The sequence below is a fragment of the Nonomuraea sp. NPDC049695 genome (assembly GCF_040674955.1).
Lineage (GTDB): Bacteria > Actinomycetota > Actinomycetes > Streptosporangiales > Streptosporangiaceae > Nonomuraea > Nonomuraea helvata.
Window position 1 is genome coordinate 27,836 of record NZ_JBFANV010000086.1, and the last position, 16,549, is coordinate 44,384.

16 protein-coding genes are annotated in these 16,549 nt (G+C 68.9%); 7 read left to right on the forward strand and 9 right to left on the reverse strand.

The annotated features are described in order from the left end of the window. Positions 1 to 32: 32 nt before the first annotated feature. Positions 33 to 455 carry a roadblock/LC7 domain-containing protein gene (locus AB0J64_RS45195; RefSeq protein WP_020546542.1) on the reverse strand — a complete coding sequence of 141 codons (423 nt, stop codon included), beginning with the start codon at positions 453 to 455 and terminating at the stop codon, positions 33 to 35. Beyond that, positions 452 to 3,247: a nitrate- and nitrite sensing domain-containing protein gene (locus AB0J64_RS45200; RefSeq protein WP_364042005.1), complete on the reverse strand. Its 2,796-nt coding sequence runs from the start codon at positions 3,245 to 3,247 to the stop codon at positions 452 to 454. Before AB0J64_RS45200 ends, AB0J64_RS45195 begins: the two co-directional genes overlap by 4 nt. 579 nt (positions 3,248 to 3,826) lie before the next feature. Here AB0J64_RS45200 and AB0J64_RS45205 point away from each other — a divergent pair. From AB0J64_RS45205 to AB0J64_RS45220, 4 genes are all read left to right on the forward strand, one after another. Then, positions 3,827 to 4,825 (forward strand): ABC transporter substrate-binding protein, encoded by a 999-nt coding sequence (locus AB0J64_RS45205; RefSeq protein WP_364042007.1) that lies wholly within the window; start codon positions 3,827 to 3,829, stop codon positions 4,823 to 4,825. Beyond that, positions 4,822 to 5,637 (forward strand): ABC transporter permease subunit, encoded by an 816-nt coding sequence (locus AB0J64_RS45210; RefSeq protein WP_364042009.1) that lies wholly within the window; start codon positions 4,822 to 4,824, stop codon positions 5,635 to 5,637. The genes AB0J64_RS45205 and AB0J64_RS45210 overlap by 4 nt, the downstream gene beginning before the upstream one ends. An 11-nt stretch (positions 5,638 to 5,648) precedes the next feature. Continuing rightward, positions 5,649 to 6,440: an ABC transporter permease gene (locus AB0J64_RS45215; RefSeq protein ID WP_364042011.1), complete on the forward strand. Its 792-nt coding sequence runs from the start codon at positions 5,649 to 5,651 to the stop codon at positions 6,438 to 6,440. 63 nt (positions 6,441 to 6,503) lie between these two features. Continuing rightward, positions 6,504 to 7,274, forward strand: a complete 771-nt coding sequence (locus AB0J64_RS45220; protein ID WP_364042013.1) for an ABC transporter ATP-binding protein — start codon at positions 6,504 to 6,506, stop codon at positions 7,272 to 7,274. Positions 7,275 to 7,603: 329 nt separating this feature from the next. On the opposite strand, the gene AB0J64_RS45225 is transcribed toward AB0J64_RS45220, so the two are convergent. Beyond that, positions 7,604 to 8,569 (reverse strand): DUF2332 domain-containing protein, encoded by a 966-nt coding sequence (locus AB0J64_RS45225; RefSeq protein WP_364042015.1) that lies wholly within the window; start codon positions 8,567 to 8,569, stop codon positions 7,604 to 7,606. A 573-nt stretch (positions 8,570 to 9,142) separates the two neighbouring features. Here AB0J64_RS45225 and AB0J64_RS45230 point away from each other — a divergent pair. Then, positions 9,143 to 9,997, forward strand: coding sequence for a helix-turn-helix transcriptional regulator (locus AB0J64_RS45230; RefSeq protein WP_364042017.1), 855 nt, complete (start codon positions 9,143 to 9,145; stop codon positions 9,995 to 9,997). Positions 9,998 to 10,081: 84 nt separating this feature from the next. Further along, positions 10,082 to 10,417, forward strand: a complete 336-nt coding sequence (locus tag AB0J64_RS45235; RefSeq protein WP_364042019.1) for a hypothetical protein — start codon at positions 10,082 to 10,084, stop codon at positions 10,415 to 10,417. Between the two features lie 256 nt (positions 10,418 to 10,673). On the opposite strand, the gene AB0J64_RS45240 is transcribed toward AB0J64_RS45235, so the two are convergent. From AB0J64_RS45240 to AB0J64_RS45255, 4 genes are all read right to left on the reverse strand, one after another. Further along, positions 10,674 to 11,993 (reverse strand): MFS transporter, encoded by a 1,320-nt coding sequence (locus AB0J64_RS45240; RefSeq protein WP_364042021.1) that lies wholly within the window; start codon positions 11,991 to 11,993, stop codon positions 10,674 to 10,676. A 52-nt stretch (positions 11,994 to 12,045) separates the two neighbouring features. Next, positions 12,046 to 12,621, reverse strand: a complete 576-nt coding sequence (locus AB0J64_RS45245; protein WP_364042023.1) for a TetR family transcriptional regulator — start codon at positions 12,619 to 12,621, stop codon at positions 12,046 to 12,048. Between the two features lie 66 nt (positions 12,622 to 12,687). Next, positions 12,688 to 13,275: a sugar O-acetyltransferase gene (locus AB0J64_RS45250; RefSeq protein WP_364042025.1), complete on the reverse strand. Its 588-nt coding sequence runs from the start codon at positions 13,273 to 13,275 to the stop codon at positions 12,688 to 12,690. Positions 13,276 to 13,372: 97 nt separating this feature from the next. Beyond that, positions 13,373 to 13,903, reverse strand: coding sequence for a metalloregulator ArsR/SmtB family transcription factor (locus tag AB0J64_RS45255; protein ID WP_364042027.1), 531 nt, complete (start codon positions 13,901 to 13,903; stop codon positions 13,373 to 13,375). 115 nt (positions 13,904 to 14,018) lie between these two features. Between AB0J64_RS45255 and AB0J64_RS45260 the strand changes: the two genes are divergently transcribed. After that, on the forward strand, positions 14,019 to 14,966 hold the full coding sequence (locus AB0J64_RS45260; protein WP_364042029.1) for a DUF2218 domain-containing protein: 948 nt from the start codon (positions 14,019 to 14,021) through the stop codon (positions 14,964 to 14,966). Between the two features lie 66 nt (positions 14,967 to 15,032). On the opposite strand, the gene AB0J64_RS45265 is transcribed toward AB0J64_RS45260, so the two are convergent. After that, a complete protein-coding gene (locus tag AB0J64_RS45265; RefSeq protein ID WP_364042031.1) occupies positions 15,033 to 15,746 on the reverse strand; it encodes an SDR family NAD(P)-dependent oxidoreductase in 714 nt (237 codons plus the stop codon). Positions 15,747 to 15,760: 14 nt separating this feature from the next. Then, positions 15,761 to 16,549: erythromycin esterase family protein (locus AB0J64_RS45270; RefSeq protein WP_364042033.1), on the reverse strand; the 789-nt coding region annotated here is incomplete at its 5' end.

Consider the following 16,549-nt stretch of genomic DNA (forward strand, 5'->3'; position numbering starts at 1 on the left):
GCCGCTGTTCCATCTGGGGTCTGTCACCTACATCACCTGGTCTGGCTGGCGCGCAGTTCGGCCCGCACAGCCGGAGTCAGCACCTGACCGGCGCGATCGACCATCAGCGTCATCTGGTACGCCACCAGCCCCATGTCACAGTCAGGAGCCGCCAGCACCGCCAGGCACGAGCCGTCACTGATCGACATGATCAGCATCAGCCCGCGCTGCATCTCCACGATCGTCTGATTGACCGCACCACCCTCGAACACCCTGGCGGCCCCCTGCGTCAGGCTCACCAGCCCTGACGCGATCGCGGCCAGCTGATCGGCCCGGTCAGCCGGGAAACCCGACGAAGCCGCCAGCGGCAACCCGTCGGACGAGACGACCACCGCGTGCGCGACCCCTGGGACCGTGCTGACGAAGTCGGTGATCAACCAGTCCACCCCGCGTGCCGCGTGGCTCAGATCGTTCATACGCCCTCCTCCCTGTCGTTGTTCATCGGGCCAGAGGGGAGCGCCCTGCCCTCGCTGATGTCGTCACGTGCCGCCCGGAAGCCCTGCTGGAAGCTGGAGAGCCGGTTGCGTATCCGATCGGGCGACACCGACGGCATCGGTGTCACGCCCTTCGGCGCCGCCGAGGAGTCGGCGGAGCCGGGCACCAGGTTCGCCTTCGGCACCCGCTTGGGCAGGCCGGCCGCCGTCTGGCTGTCACGTACCGGCTCCACGACCGCCTCCGCGGCGCGCCATCCCTCATCCGCTTTGCTCGAGCCCCAGTTCGCCCCGTTGTTACGGCCGAACCAGGCGGACTCCACCGCGGCGAAGATCGGCAGGTAGTCGTCCCCCGCCGAGGCGGGCGGAACGGCCGGCATGGGACCGGTGGCGCCGGAGTCGCTCTCCTGGAGCTCGAATCCGGGCCGTTGCGGCGGCATGGTGTCGCGCCCCCAGCCGCCCGGCGGCGGCTCGGGCGGCGCGGGCCGCCTGGGCAGGGCGTGGTCGCCGTTCCAGGCGGGACCGCGGGGCGGCGTCCACACGTCGGCGCTGTCGTAGCCGCCGAGGCGGGGCTCCGCCGGCCACCCTCCGGGCTCCGGCTGCCACTGCTGCGTGGCCGCCGGCCAGTTGCCGTCCGGGCCCGACGGGAACGACGGGTGGCCCGGTCCCAGCTGGTACGGAGCCTGCGGCCAGTCGGTGGCCGGAGGCGCGGCGTGCGGTGCCTGCGGCCAGTCCGTCGCCGGTGGAGCGGGATGGGGCCCCGAGTACGGCTCGTCCCTGGGCCCGCCGGCCACCGCGCCCGCGAAGGCGGGGGGCTGGTTGCCGGAGAAGGACGGCGTACCGGTGAAGGTCGGGGCCTGGGAGCCGAGCATGTTCTCGGGGATGAGCACCATCGCGGTCAGGCCGCCCGAGCTGTGCGGGCGCAGCTGCACCCGGATGCCGTGCCGGTGCGCCAGCCTGGCCACCACGAACAGGCCCATCCGCCGCGACACCGACACGTCCACGGTGGGTGCGTCCGTCAGCCGCTCGTTGGCCTGGACCAGCTCCTCCTGTGTCATGCCGATCCCGGCGTCGGTGATCGACAGCATCACGCCGCCGCCGTCGATCCTGCTGCCGGAGACCGTGACCCTGGTCTCGCGGGGCGAGAACGACAGCGCGTTCTCGACCAGCTCGGCGAGCAGGTGGATGACGTCGTTGACGGCCTGGCCCGCCACCGAGACGCCGTCGGGCACCTGGAGCACGACCCGCTCGTAGTTCTCGACCTCCGACAGGGAGGCTCTCGCGACGTCCACCAGCTTGACCGGCTGGCTCCAGCGGCGCGGCGGATCCTGACCCGCGAGGACCAGCAGGTTCTCGCTGTTACGCCGCATACGCGTCGCCAGGTGGTCCAGCTTGAACAGGTTGCCGAGCCGCTGCTCGTCCTGCTCGCCCTGCTCCAACCCGTCGATCAGCGTGATCTGCCGCTCGACCAGCGTCTGGCTGCGCCGCGACAGGTTCACGAACATCGCGTTGACGTTGCTGCGCAGCCTCGACTCCTCGCCGGCGAGACGGACCGCCTCGCGGTGCACCTCGTCGAACGCCCGCGCCACCTCGCCGATCTCGTCGTGGGTGTCCACGCCGATGGGGATGACCGGCCCGATCGAGCCCTCGCCGTTCTCACGCAGCTGCCGCACGGTCTCCGGCAGGCGGTGGCCCGCGACGTCGAGCGCCTCGCCGCGCAGCTTGCGCAGCGGCCTGATGAGCGAGCGGGCGATGAGCGAGATGATCGCGACCACCACGAGCAGCAGGAGCAGGATGAGGCCGCCGGAGATCAGGGCCGAGCGGTTGGCGCCCTCCTCCAGGGCGCGGGCGCGCAGGATGACGGAGGAGGCGAGCTCCTTCTCCACGCTGCGCAGCGCGTCGATCTTGCCGGTGCTGACGTCGAACCAGGTGCCCACGTCCCTGTCCGGCCGCACGCCGATGCTCAGTTCCTTGCCCTCGGCGGACTGCGCCATGGCCCGGAGCCTGAACAGGTCGGTCTGGTCGACGTCCCTGCCCACGACCGTGTTGCGGTAGAGCTCGAGCTGGTCCAGGTTGGCCAGGGTCGCGAACAGCGTCTCTTCGCTCTCCTCGCGCGACTTGGCGTCGGTGAGCGCGTCGAGCTCGCCGCTGTCGAAACCCTTCTTGTCCAGGGCGCTGGCCAGGACGCCGCGCTGCTTGGATGCCTCCTCCTTGGCCCGGGCGATGGCCGCCATCGAGCTGGCGCTGTGCGAGACCTCGTCGTCCACCGCGACCTGGCCCACCTGGTCGTGGAACTGCAGCAGGGCGGAGATGATCTGGGAGTACTTCTGGATCATCGGCAGGGGCTGGATCTTCCCCTTGACCGCCGTGTCGCGCAGCGTCTGGATCTCGTCCAAGCGCCGCAGCACCGGCCGTACGGCGTCCGCGTGGGTGTCCGTGAGCAGCTGCGCCCGCCGCTTGGCCTCGTCGATGAGGCCGTTCACGCCGCTGTACGTGGTGCGGAGCTGGGCCTCGCGGTTCTCCGGCCGGCCCTGGGCGATGTAGAGGGCGGTCTCGTCACGTTCGAAACCCAGCTCGTGGGTGACGGCCCCGAGCTGCTCACTGAGCTCGGCGACCTCCCTGAGGGTCTGATAGGTGCTGGCGTCGCTGAGCGAGGTGATGACGTTCAGCCCGCCCAGCCCCACGGCCACGGCCGTGGGTACGACGATCAGCGCGACAAGGCGCGATCGCACGTGCCAGTTGCCCAGCCCGAACCTCCGGGAAGGAGGGTTGGGCAACCGTCGCTTCTGGTGCCCGTGCGGCTCGCGGTCAGCGGAAGCTTCAGCGCTCTGCGTTCTCACTTGCCTTCGCAACCTCTCGCCCGTGGAGGGAAATCTCGGTGACTCTGCAGGTAAATGCAGGTGGGGCAATATGTACGTCGAGATATGCGCCATTTGAGCACAGGGGTTGCCCAGGGCCAACCACTGTCAGTGCCCCCTTGAGGTGTTTATCCCCGATTGTCCAGAAAATTCGATGAAATCGGTCCAACAGCCCCCTATCTGGGGAAAGAGGCAGCACAAAACCCCTCTGCGAGCCGCCTCTTGACTCGCGGAAAAGATCGAATAGCATGCCCCATCAGTAACTGAAGTCCCGACCGACACCTCCTTTACCAAACCGGACAAACATCAGCTTCATACGTACTTCAATTTTTCACGATAGAGCTGCAATCGGACATTGCAACTACAAGAGCTATTTTCGCGATAATGACAGCAGATTTGGTGTTACGGTCGATCCCTGTCGTGCGTCAGGCACACAGCCCCCGGGAGCAGAAGCCACCCGGTCCCCCCCTGGCTCCACATCTGAAGGGAGTCCCTGACATGAGGCTTGGCCGTCCCGCCAGGGCCGCCGTCATCGGGTTAGCTTTGACACTCGGCGCCGTTGCGTGCAGCACAAGCGGCTCCACGACCGCGAGCGCGCCACCGTCCGCGTCCGCCGGCGGCCTGGAGAAGACGAAGATCAAGGTCGCCACCCTGCCCGCCATCGACAGTGCCGCCATCTACGTCGCCATCGACCAGAAGCTCTTCGAGAAGGAAGGGCTGGAGGTCACCCCGCAAGTGGTCCAGGCCGCGCCGGAGGCCATCCCCATGCTGGTCAAGGGCGAGATCGACGCCATGTTCGGCAACTACGTGTCGATGTTCCAGGCGCACGACAAGCAGGCTCTGAAGCTGCGCATCCTGGCCGAGGGCTCTCGCGCGGCCCCCGACTCGCTCAGCATCATGGCCCTGCCGACGTCGCCCATCAAGACGCCCAAGGACCTCGAAGGCAAGACGATCAACGTGAACGTCCTGCACAACTTCCAGGAGCTGGCGCTGACGCAGGTGCTCAAGGCCAACAACGTCGACCCCGCCAAGATCAAGTACGTCCAGGTGACGTTCCAGAACATCATGCCCTCGTGGAAGGGCGGCCAGATCGATGCCGCGTACCTCGGCGAGCCCATGGTCACGGCGGCCACGTCCTCGATGGGCGCCCGCAAGATCCTCGACCCGGCGTCCGGTCCCGCCGCCGAGTTCCCGATCTCCGGCTACGTCAGCACGCAGGAGTGGTACGACAAGAACCCCAAGACCGCGGCGGCGTTCCAGCGGGCCATCCACAACGCGGCCAAGCTCATGGAGAACAACCGCGAGGTGGTGGCCAAGGTGCTGCCCAACTTCACGCAGATCGACGCGGCCACCGCCGCCACCGTCACGTTCCCGTACTTCTCCAGCAACGACAACCCCGTCAGGCTCCAGCGGGTGGCCGACTGGATGCTGGAGGCCAAATGGCTCTCCAAGGCGATCGACGTCAAGTCACTGATGTCGCCCACCACCTCCGGGTGAGCGCTCAGACCCTGGCCCGTGCCCGCCCGGCGACCGCCGCCACGCGCTGGCGTCGCCGGGCGGCCGGGGCCCTCGCCTTCGCCGCCCTGATCGAGCTGCTCAGCCGTACGGAGCTGGTGGACCCGCAGTACCTGCCGCCCGCCACGGAGATCCTCGGACGGGCTGTGGCGCTGATGTCCGATCCGGCCTTCCGCGCGCACGCCCTGACCACCCTGCTCTCCTGGGGCGCCGGCCTCGGCCTCGCGACGGTGATCGCGATCCCGCTCGGCCTGGTGCTCGGCAGCGTGCCGATCATCGACGCGGCCACCCGCACGGTCGTCGAGTTCCTGCGGCCGATCCCGTCGGTGGCGCTGATCCCGCTGGTGTCCCTCATGATCGGCACAGGGCCGCAGCTACGCGTCACGCTGGTGGTCTACGCCTCGCTGTGGCCGATCCTCTACAACACGATGTACGGCCTGCGCGGCGTCGATCCCCTGGCCAAGGAGTCGCTGCGGTCGTACGGCTTCGGGCCTCCGGCGGTGCTCATGCGCGTGTCGCTGCCGTCGTCGGCGCCCTTCATCGCCACCGGGTTCCGGCTGGCCGCGGGGGTGGCGCTCATCCTGACCGTCATCATCGAGCTCCTGGCCGGGCGGGGCGAGGGCATCGGCGTGTTCACCTTCTTCGCCTCGATCGCCGTGCCCGCGCGGATGACCGACATCCTGGCCACGGCCCTGTGGGTGGGGCTGTTCGGAGTGCTGGTGAACGCGGTGCTGGTGGCCGCCGAGCGGCGGGCGTTCCGCTGGCACCACGCGCGGTTGGGGGATGCCGGATGAGGACCAGGGGCATGCGTACCGCGACGTTCCGGTCGCTGGTGCTGGTCGTGCTGATCGCGGCCTGGGAGGTGGCCACGCGGGCCGCGGGCAACACGTTCTTCCCGCCGCCCAGCACGATCGTGGTCAGGATGCACGCGGCGTGGTTCTCCGGGCCGCCGGGGAGGCTGTTCCTGACCGACGCGGCACTCGAGAACATCCTGCCGAGCCTGGGCAGGATGGCCGCCGGGTTCGTGGGAGGCTCGCTGGCGGGGGTCGTGCTCGGGCTGGCCGTGGGGCTGTCCGCGAGGGCGTACGACTATCTCGACGGAGTGCTGCAGTTCCTGCGGGCCATCCCGCCGCCTCTGCTGATCACGATCTTCCTGGTGGTGTTCGGGTTCGGGCTGAAGATGCAGCTGGCGTTCATGACGTTCAGCATCGTGTGGCCGGTGCTGCTCAACACCGCCGACGGCGCCCGCTCGGTCGAGCCGCTGCACCTGCAGACCAGCCAGGCGTTCCGGCTTTCCAGGGCCGAACGGCTCCACCGGGTGATCCTGCCGTCGGCGCTGCCCAAGATGTTCGCGGGGCTGCGGCTGGCCCTTTCCCTTTCGCTGATCGTCATGGTCTTCTCCGAACTGCTGCCCGGCACCGACAACGGCATCGGGTTTCAGCTCACGTCCGCGTACCAGATGTTCGACCTGCCCCTCATGTGGGGCGGGATCGTCCTGCTCGGAGTATTGGGCTATGTGCTCAACGAGCTGTTCCTCGTCGTTGAGCGGCGCGTTCTCGCCTGGCATCACGCCGCCCAGCAACTGACCGGCGAATGAGAGTACGATCGCCTAGATTTGTGTTTCGCGTTGTCCATGGTCTCGCCCCCCCGAGGAATTCCATTGCTCGAGATAGACAACCTCTCCCATGTGTACGGCGGCGGTAGCCCCAACGAGCACCGCGCCATCGAGGGCCTCAACCTCAGCGTCGCCGAGGGCGAGTTGCTGTGCATCGTCGGGCCTTCCGGATGCGGCAAGTCGACGCTGCTGCGTTCGATCGCCGGGCTGATCACGCCGACGGGCGGGCAGGTCAAGGTCGAGGGCAACGTGGTCCGCCAGACGCCGGACAACCTGGCCGTGGTCTTCCAGGACTACAGCCGTTCGCTGTTCCCGTGGATGTCGGTGGCCGACAACGTGGCGCTGCCGCTGCGCCGCAAGAACATGGACAAGCGCCAGCGCCGCGAGGCCGCCCACGAGGCCCTGGAGTCGGTCGGGCTGGCGGACGCCGCGCGTAAATACCCGTTCCAGCTGTCCGGGGGCATGCAGCAGCGGGTGGCGATCGCGCGGGCGCTGGCGTACCGGCCGACGCTGATGCTCATGGACGAGCCGTTCGGCTCGGTGGACGCCCAGACCCGCGAGGACCTCGAGGACCTGGTGCTCAAGGTCCGGGGCCACCACCAGATGACGATCGTCCTCATCACGCACGACATCGACGAGAGCGTCTACGTGGGCGACCGCGTGGTCGTCCTCTCCAAGGCCCCTGCCCACGTGGTCGGGGACCTCAAGGTGGACCTGCCCGCGCCGCGCGACCAGATCACGACCCGCGAGCACCCGGACTTCGTACACCTGCGCGCCGAGGTCGGCCGCCTGGTCCGCGGCCACGCCACCGTGTAGGCGGACCTGGCTCCCCAACCCGTTGCCCATCTGGGTGGTGGGCCTGCCGACACCCACCCTGCCGCCTGGATCGGGCAATGCGTGTCGACCGTTTAGCCAATCCCACATCGGGCTCTAATAGGCGCCAGTCGATGACCCGGCTTCACCGTCGAAGACGCTCGTGCTCATAGGCACCAGCTTCGAGCCAATCGACTCCGGTGGAATCGCGGAGAATGACACGTCTCACAGCTGCCGGCGGTTCCGGTTAGGCCCTGCGCCAGCGGCATCAGAAGCCGACCTGCGCGATCGCCTGTGCCGCGTCGCGCGTTGCTCGGCGAAGCAAATCGGTTTCATTCTGGCAGCCAGTCCAGGAACTGCCCGTGTGGTCCGGTAAGAGCAACCGGCTCTTCGTCCAGGGCCAGGACGAACACGCTGCGGTCGGTCGATGGGCTACGGGCCAGCCGAGCGGCCACGCTAGGTAATACGGTGGGCGCCTCGTTGGAGATCCACCGGGCGGGCAAGCCACGCATCGTTTCGACAAACCGATCGCGTTCGTCCTGCGGCAGGTAGGCCAGAACCGCGCTATGGAACACGACCAGCGTGGCGTCCGTCGGGGCCTGTCCAGCCAGGTCGGCGATGGCGGCATTCAGATCACCCTGAACGAGGTGGGGCGGTTCGGCACGCGCGATCTGCGCCGCGGCGCGTAGCCGTACCAGCCGATCTTGCTGCTCGGGCCAGACCAGCGCCTCCAGCCAGCGCAGATGATCGGCATCAGCAACGTCGAGGGGGTCCAGGTCGATCCCGGCCCGCCATATCACCGACGGCACTTGCTGCGGGATCGGTACCGGCCCGCTGGTCCGGCAGGTCAGCATGACTGGGCTGACTGGCCCCAGGGCGGGTCGGTCATCGAAGCGGTAGGTGTAACGGTCCGGGAACAGGCACAGTCCGGCCGAGGCGCCGACCTCGATCAATGCGAGTGGCTGCGGCAGGCGCGCCAGAAGCGGCAGCAGCGTCGCACACCGGCCCGGCTCATTGGTTTGGGTGCTGCGGGCCAGCATCTCGGAGCTGACCTCCGCCCAATGCTGGAGCACCCAGATGCGAAACGCCCCATAGTCATGCACTGGCCCCCCGAGGAGCCGGACCGCGCCGAACAGGAGGTTGGGTTGTCGTTTGGCCGCGGGCAGCGTATCGACCAGGGCCAGCAGTTCGGCGTCGGCGCCGACGCCCATGCACAACCGCTCGTAGCTGGGCGAGTGACCCCGGGCCTCCATCTCCCCGAACTTCCGGTACCGCTCCGCCGTACTCGTTTCGCCCATCCCGTGCACGATGATCCGCCCTTCCCTTGGGCCGGACAGCATTCCACACCACTAATCAAACCGGCGACCGAGGGCAGTCAGCAGAAGCTGCCTGAATCGCTATTTGGGAGGTTGACGAGTCGGCGCCAGCAGATGGTGCCGCAGGCGAGGCTGAGGAAGGCTTCGTGGATGTCGTCGCGGATTTCCCAACGGATGCGCGGTCGTCCGGCGGCGCCGCTGGGGGTTGGGGGCGCTGCGCAGCCAGCCGACCATGGCCGCCACGACGAACGGCAGGTGTATCCGCACCGCCTTGGCGACGGAGCCGACGCTCGGGACCTGCGCACGGCCTTCATCAACTGGCGACACAGGTCCACTTCACACTCCTTGATCACGGTGTGGAGAGTTATGAGCAACCAGGTGAAGCAAGTGCAGTCACCTGAGCTTTGGCCATACCGCCGCCCCGCGCTGATCACTGTCATCTACGCCGGCCGTCGACCGACACGCAGTCATTCCCCTAAGGCAAGGAACAAGACGCAACATCGCGGCTATGGTGGCTGAAGACCTGGACCACACGGAAAACTCGGAGGTCGCAGCATGTCCAGCCCCCAGCAACGCCTGGACGAAGCACGAGGAATCCTCGCAGCCCGCTTGCGCGAGATCCGGAGCGCAGCCGGAATAACCGGCCGTGACCTGGCACAACAGGCTGGATGGCACTTCAGCAAGGTCTCGAAGCTGGAGAACAACAAGCAACTTCCGACCGAGACCGACGTCCGGGAGTGGTGCCGGATCTGCGATGCCGAGCCCCAGACGACGGATCTCGTCGCCAGCGTCCGGAATGTGAACGCCTTCTACACCCAGTGGCGGCGACTCGAAGAGACCGGCATCGGGCAGGTACAACGATCCTTCCTCCCGCTGTACGAGCGGACCAATCAATTCCGGGTCTTCCAGCACAGCGCGATCCCCGGACTCGTCCAGACGACCGCCTACGCGCGCGGACACCTGTCGAAGGTCGTCGGCTTCCGGGGGATCCCGGATGACGTGGACACCGCTGTCGAGGCGCGCATGAAACAGCAGGAGGTCATGGCGACCGGCGCGCGTCGGTTCGCGTTCCTGATCGGCGAGCAGGCGCTTCGCACGCCGTACTGCGCTCCTGCCGACATGGCCGAGCAGATGGACAAGCTCACCGAACTGACACGACGCGCCAACGTCAGCCTCGGCGTGGTCATCTGGCAACCCGACACCGGTATCTGGCCGCCGGAGAACTTCTGGATCTACGACACCGAACAGGTGCGCGTGGACACGGTCCCCGGACAGGTCCGGGTCAAGGCTCCCGGCGACGTTGCGCTGTACGAGAAGGCGTTCCAGGCGCTGTCCGAGTCGGCCGTCTACGGCGACGAAGCGCGCGCCCTCTTCGCATCAGCACGGCAGGAATGGGCTGGACAGATCTGATCAAAAGGGAATGTTGCGAGGGTCCACGAGAAACATCAAGCAACACCGTGGACCCTCGAAAACCGGTGTCCGTACCTTCCTGGCATGGACGCCTTGACCAGCCGTCAGCTACCCGCCCCGGACGAGGTGGCGGTCGAGATCAACGGCATGTTGATCTTCATTCCGAAGAACGCGACGAACGTGTATCTCGTGCAGGCTCACATCAACCCGATCACGCCTGAAGAGGTCTCCGGAGCGATCCTCACGACCGACCTCATGTTCGCCTGGACGTGGTTGATCGAGGGGCTCGCTGGTTGGGGCGAGGTAGTCGCGTTCGATGTGGCGATCAAGAAGCTCCCGCGGTGGTCCCGCAGTCTGGGCAGAATCGATGGGCCGACAAAGTACCCCAACCCTCTTCGACACACTCCCGTCGAGCTATGACCACGCCGGGCACGACCAGCCTTGAGTGGAGCCCCTACGGCTCGCGAGGGACCCGACCAAGGATCAAAGAATTCATCACCCATGGTGACGTCGAGTACGAGCAGTGCATAGCGGCGGACGAAGTGGAACGACAATGGCCGGCCGACGGTCATGGAGACTGGTCGTGGCATGGCGCGGATCCGCGTACTTGGTCTCTGGAAGCTGATCGTCAGCGGAGATGCGAGCTAACAGCCGTCGTCCTGCCGGCAACCAGCGACTAAACGGCGACCTGGGTGCGGTTGACCAGGGCGCGGGCGAGGAAAATGGTGACGGCGCCCGCCAGGACCACGGACAGCAGACCCACCCGCAGGCTGCTGAGGTCGGCGACGAACCCGACCAGGAGCGGGGACAGCAGGAATCCGCCGCGCAGCAGCCAGCTGACGATGGTCAGGCCGGTGCCGGAGGGCAGGCCGGGCAGTTCGTCGGCAGTGTGCATGGCGGCCGGGACCAGGGTGGCGAAGCCGAGCCCGGCCAGGGCGAAGCCGGCCAGTGCGGTCGCGACGGAGGGCGTCGCCAGTGCGGCGCCCATGCCGGCGGCAGCCAGGACGCCTCCCGCCCGGGCCACCGTGCGCTGGCCGAAGCGGTCCACGACGCGGTCGCCGGTGAGGCGGCCGACGGTCATGGCGGTCTGGAAGACCACGACGGCCAGGCCGGCGGTGGCCGCATCGGCGTGCAGGCCGCTGAGGTAGAGGGCGCCCCAGGACTCGCTGGCGTCCTCGACCAGCGCGCCGCAGGCGGCCAGCACGCCGAGCGCGGCGAGCATCCGCACGGCCGGGCCGGTGAACGAGCGCCGGCCCGCGGGCGGGGCAAGCGGCGCAGGCGGGGTTGCAAGCGGCGCAGGCGGGGCCGGCGAGACGGCCGCGGCCGCCGGAGCCGCCGGAGCCGCCGGAGCCGCCGGGTGGCCGTCGGCGGCAGCCAGATCCTGCGCTTCCGCAGGGCGCTCGGCATCTTCCTGGCCGGGCAGCAGGAACCGGTAGGCGACGACGGCGACGATGCTGAACAGCGTCGCGGAGATGCCGAGATGGACCGCGAGAGACAGGTGGAGACCGGCGGCGGCCGAGCCCATCAGGCCGCCCAGGACGGCGCCGATGCTCCACACGCCGTGCAGCGAGTTGAGGATCGAGCGCCGGTAGAGCCGTTGGACGCGCAGGCCGTGGGCGTTCTGCGCGACGTCGACGACCGCGTCGAGCGCGCCCACGACGAACAGCGCGCCGCCGAAGGCGATCCAGTTCGGCACGAAGGGGATGGCCAGGGTCACGACGGTGGTCACGACGATGCCGAACGCCGCCACGCGGGCGGAGCCGAAGCGGCGGATGGCGGCGCCGGCGAGCAGCCCGGCCAGCAGCGCACCGATCGAGCAGCCCGCCAGCGCGGTGCCGAAGACGGCGTTGTTCACGCCGAGCTCGGCCTTGATCTGCGGGTAGCGCGGGACGATGTTGAAGAACACGGCGCCGTTGGTGAGGAACAGCGCGGCGACGGCGGCGCGGGCCAGGCGCGCCTGGCGGGTGGGCATGGTGAGCGGGGCGGCGGCGGCCATCGGCTCTCCCGATCAGGGTGACGAAGGGGTGGATGAGCGGCGGGATGCAAGGTCAGCGCAGGAACCGGTGGATGGCGTGGCGGATCTGCTCGGGGGTCATCGGGTCGGTCGACAGGGCGCTGTGCAGCACGAGCCCTTCGAGGAGCGCGTCCAGCTCGCGGGCGGTGGTGGCGTCGAAGTGGCGCTCCAGCGCTTGCCGGCTACGCGCCATCCAGGCTTGGGTGACGGCCCGCAGGGCCGGGTTGCGCGCGGCGGCCACGTACAGTTCCACGGACAGGACGAGGTCATGCTGGGAGCCGAGCAGGTCGTCGGCCACCAGCGCGATGACGGCCTCGGTCGCCTCCTCCCGGTCGCGGGCGGCGCTCAGGCGTTCGTCGAAGACGCGGGCCACGGAGTCGGCGTGCCGGGTGAACGCCTCGGCGAGCACCTCTTCCAGCGAGGTGAAGTGGTAGGTCATCGAGCCCAGCGGTACGTCGGCGACGCGGGCGATCTCCCGGTGCGTCGTGGCGGCCACGCCGCGCTCGGCGATCACGGTCAGGGCGGCGTCGATCAGCCGGTCCCGCCGGCCCGGGTCATGCCGGCGTGGCCGCCTCGGGGCGGAGGACCGTGGCGGGGTGGGGTTACTCATGCCGTGTGCCCGGGTTGTGCGGGCGTGGGCGCCTCGGAGCGGAGAGCCGTGGCGGGGTGGGGTCGCTCATGTCGTACCCGGCTCGATGGTGCGGATCACCCGCGCGGGGTTGCCCACCGCGACCACGTTCGGCGGCAGGTCGCGCGTGACCACCGCGCCGGCGCCGACGACGGTGTTCTCCCCGATGGTGACCCCGGCCAGGACGATCGCCCCGCTGCCCAGCCAGACGTTGTCGCCGACGGTGATCGGCCTGGCGGCTTCCCACTTGGCCCGGCGCAGCTCCGGATCGATCGGATGGGTCGGCGTCAGCAGCTGCACGTTCGTGCCGATCTGCACGTCGTCGCCGATGGTGATCGGCGCGACGTCGAGAGCGACGAGGCCGAAGTTGGCGAAGGAGCGGGCGCCGATGTGGAGGTTGCTGCCGTAGTCGATCCGCAGCGGCGGCCGGATCTCGGTGCCCTCGCCGATCGCGCCGAGGAGTTCGGCGAGCAGCCGGCGCCGCTCCAGCGGGTCACGGGCCGAGGTCGCGTTGTACGCCTCCATCAGGTCCGCCGCGCGCAGCATGAGCTCGCCCAGCTCCGGGTCGACGGCGAGGTAGAGGTCACCGGCGAGCATCCGCTCACGCATGGAGCGGTCATCCCTATCAGGCACCATATGTACGAGTGTACCTATGATGTGTACGAGTGTACGTACTGCAGTGGCACAAGGGACTGGTGATGGACAGCTCTCTGTGAGCCGATGTGACGACTGTTCACTCAGGGGGCAAGGCGGGGATGTCGGCCCGATAGAAGCTGAGAAGCAGCCCGTACGGCTCGGCGTCGGCCTCGGGCCCACTAGCTGTGTGCTTGTCGGGGGCGAACGTGTCGAGCCGGCCGGCCAGTGCGCGCGCCTCGTCAGGGTTGAGCCAGAAGTGCCACAGCATGGTGTGCTCGGGGTGGCCGGGGCGGTCGGGCAGCATCTCCGCCAGGGCGGCGCCGATCAGGAACTCGGCTCCCGCGCCGGTCTGCTCGTCAAACCTGAAGCTCTTGCTGACGAGCTCGAAGCGCTGCTCGGTGCCGCCGCGCACGTGCCGGGTGCCGGCCAGGCGGACGAGACCGGCCTCGCGCAGGACCCGCAGGTGGTAACCGATCGTGCCCTTGGTCGACTCGAGCGTCGCCGTCAGCTCGCTCATCGTGGCAGGACGCTGGCGCAGCACGTTCACCATGCGGTGGCGCAGGGGATGCCCCAACGCCTTGAAGTGCGCGGACGTGTGCAACACCAGAGGTTCCTGATCGTCTCCCATGGCTTAAGTGTCTAGATTCTTCGACGCTTTGACAAATCCCAGCCGGCGGTCGCAAACTGACTCAGCGCATAAGTGTCGAGGATTCTCGACGCTTAACTGATGAGGAGGATCCCGCATGCCCCTTTCCACGGCACACGTAGCAACCTCTCGCCCTGAGCGTTACGTCAAGCAGCTGATCTCACACATGGGCCACAAGGCCGCCGCGGAGCTCACCGACGACGGCAGGGGCACCATCGCCTTCAGCCACGGCACCTGCACGCTCCTCTCCGCGGGAGACGAACTGATCCTGATCGCCGCCGCAGCGGACACCGACGCCGTGGCCGGGGTCCAGGACGTCGTCACCCGCCACCTCCTGCGCTTCGCCACCCAGGAGGAGCTCAGGATCGACTGGACGGAGCCCATCGCGGGAGACGCCCTCCGGATCGTCGACCCGAACATCGACGACTACCTGCGCGCGCACTGCACCCCAGCCGACGAGCTGCTGCGGGAACTGGCCGCCACGACACGGGAGGCAACCGGCCACGCCGCCGGGATGCAGGTCTCGGCCGACGAGGGCGCCCTGCTGAGCATGCTGGTACGCCTGTCCGGCGCGCGCCGCGCGATCGAGATCGGCGTGTTCACCGGCTACTCCTCCCTGTGCATCGCCCGCGCGCTGCCCGCCGACGGCCAGCTGATCGCCTGCGACGTGAGCACCGAATGGACGGCCATCGCCCGGCCCTTCTGGGAGCGCGCGGGCGTGGCCGAGCGCATCGACCTCAGGATCGGCCCGGCGCTCGAAACGCTGCGCGCGCTGCCCGCGGAGCCCGCCTACGACTTCGCCTTCATCGACGCCGACAAGGTCAGCTACCCCGCCTACTACGAGGAGGTCGTCCCGCGGCTCAACTCCGGCGGCCTGCTCGTCCTCGACAACGTGTTCCTCGGCGGCACGGTGCTCGACCCGGCCTTCCAGGAGGAGAGCCAAAGGGCGATGCGCCACGTGAACGAGGCGATCGCCCGTGATGACCGGCTGGAGTGCGTGATGCTGCCCGTCCGCGACGGCGTCACGCTGGCACGCAAGCGCTGAACCCCGCTGCAGGGCACCCACACCCGGTTCTCCCTGAGATGACCTCGAGGAGAACCGAGCAAGCCGTCACAGATCCACGGTCGGCAGCTCCGGCTGCGCCCCGGTCGCCAGCCATTGGCCGCGCCGCGTGATCCCGGCGGCCCAGCCGTCCGGCACCACGGCGAAGGTCCCCGCCCGCACGGCCGCGAGAGCCTGTTCGGCGATGTCCGCGGGGTCCTCGCCTTCGGGTGACATGCCGGTGCGGACCAGGGCCGGGCAGAGCATCGTCACGCCGACCGGCGTGTCCGCCAGCGCGAGGGCGGCCTGTTCTGCGAGGGCGACGACGGCGTGCTTGGAGGCCGCGTACGCGCCGCCGGCAGGGAACGTGACGAGCCCCGCCAGGGACGCGGTGATCAGGATGTGCGCGGGCCGGCCGGCCGCGAGGAGGCGTGGGACGAACGCGCGCAGCCCGTTGACGACGCCGCCGACGTTCACCGCGAACACCCGGTCCCAGTCCTCGGGGCTCACCTCCCACGGCGCGCCCAGGTCCCGGCCGACGATGCCCGCGTTCAAACACACCAGGTCGACGTCCGGAACGGCGGCGGCGAGTGCCTCCGTCTGCGCGGCGTCGGAGACGTCGGTCCGGACGGCGTCGGCTTGCAGCTCGGCCGCGGCTCCGTCGAGGGCCGCGGTGTCGACGTCGGCGAGTACGACCCGCGCGCCGGTCGAGCGGAGACGGGCGGCGAGGGCTCTGCCGATCCCACCGGCGGCGCCGGTGACGACGGCACTTGTGATGTCCATGATCTGCTTCTCCGCTAGAAGTTCACGGTGGGGTCGGCCGTCGCGGTGGGCGCGCTCATGACCGCGTCGAACGCCTGATGCAGCGGCGTGTTCACGAAGGCGCTCTGCGATCGGATGCGATCGAGCGACGTGCGCGAACGGAGATCGGTGAGGGTGACCACCCCGCCGAGCCCGGCTTCGGCGAGGGCCCTTTCCACGCTTCCGGGAGGCGGAGCGTCCAGGGTGACGAGGTCGACCGTGAACCCCACCGGCGAGCCCTCGGCGGTGACGCTCATCTCCGGCACCTGGCCGGCCGTGTGGGTCAGCGCCACGGCGCGGTACTGCCGGCCGAGGCCTCTGGCCAGGTAGTGGCCCATCGGCAGGGCGGCCAGGTAGCCGCCGAAGGTGACCGGGGTCTTCTGGATGTGGTTGTTATGGGCCACCAGCACCACTCGTGCGCCGGCGCCCGCTCGTGCGAGGTGCCACTGTACGGACGCGGCCATGTAGTGGTCGCGAACCGACGTATCGCCCGTCGCTCCCCGGCCGGAGAACAGGTCGTTCATGGCTCGGAGCATGTAGTCGGTATGGCAGGCCGCGTCGAGGTGGCGGCGGGCGGTGTCGTAGCGGTGCTGATCGCTGCGGGAGACGTAGATCGGCTCGAGCGCGCTGAGCCGCGTCGACAGCCGGGCCAGGCCCGCTGTGAGGGCGTCCTGGAACGTCGGCTCGAGACTCCCCCATCGGGGCCCCGACACGGCGGCCGAGCCGCCGGTGATCTCGCCGGCCGCGCGCAGGACGTCCGTCACGAGGTCTGCGACGTCCGGGTC